The sequence below is a fragment of the Edwardsiella ictaluri ATCC 33202 genome (assembly GCF_000264785.1).
GTDB lineage: Bacteria > Pseudomonadota > Gammaproteobacteria > Enterobacterales > Enterobacteriaceae > Edwardsiella > Edwardsiella ictaluri.
The window spans coordinates 1-1,001 of sequence record NZ_AFJI01000115.1 but is presented as its reverse complement, the minus strand read 5'-3'; the positions used below and the strand labels follow the sequence as shown (position 1 = coordinate 1,001).

At 46.7% G+C, this 1,001-nt stretch carries 1 protein-coding gene; it reads left to right on the top strand.

The annotated features are described in order from the left end of the window. Nucleotides 1–776 (top strand): IS110 family RNA-guided transposase (locus EIEH_RS16770; RefSeq protein ID WP_035610445.1); only part of this gene is annotated, 776 nt, incomplete at its 5' end. Nucleotides 777–1,001: the final 225 nt, after the last annotated feature.

The following is a 1,001-nucleotide window of genomic DNA, read 5'->3' as shown; positions in this document are numbered from 1 at the left end:
ACCAATTCGTGCGTCCGTTTGTCAAAAGTAATAAAAATGATTTTGTTGACGCTGAAGCAATATGTGAAGCCGCATCCCGACCATCCATGCGTTTTGTCCAGCCTAGAACAGAAGGACAGCAGGCGATGCGAGCATTGCATCGGGTCAGGGAATCACTTATCAGAGACAAGGTGAAAACAACCAACCAGATGCACGGTTTTTTACTGGAATTTGGTATCAGTCTGCCAATAGGCGATTCAGTCATTAAGCGGTTGTCCCTGGTGCTCGCGGAACATGAAATACCTGAATATTTGAGCCGTTTGCTGATGAAATTGCATGCCCACTATCTTTATCTTGTTGAGCAAATAACAGAGCTGGAGTCAGAATTAAACCAGTCAATCAAAGTCGATGATACTGCTCAACGTATTATGACAATACCCGGTGTTGGACCGATTACGGCCAGTCTTCTCTCATCCCAACTCGGTGATGGCAAACAATTTTCATGTAGCAGGGATTTTGCGGCTTCCACAGGACTTGTTCCACGGCAATACAGCACTGGAGGTAAATCGACTTTGCTGGGTATCAGCAAGCGGGGTGATAAAAATCTACGCCGTTTACTGGTTCAGTGTGCCCGATCGTTCATGATGCGCCTGGAACATCAGCAAGGCAGGCTGGCTGAATGGGTCAGAGGACAACTCAGTAACAGACACTCGAATGTTGTCGCCTGCGCTCTGGCAAACAAACTGGCACGGATAGCCTGGGCAATCACGGCTAATCACAATGAATATCAGGCTTGATATATGCTGTGCTGAATCAATAGGTTGATTATTAAGTAGTTAAATAGCAGTTACCCATCCGGTTTTGCGAAGACTGATTATTGATGACATGAACGGCATATCGGCCTGATGAGAAACCTCATACAAAAAATGGCTCACTGAAGCCGAGGGGCTTTTTAGGTTCATCAGGCGCGGAACTCATCGTGGTGCGGGCATCCATGCCCATAGTGACGCCGGATAGATTTA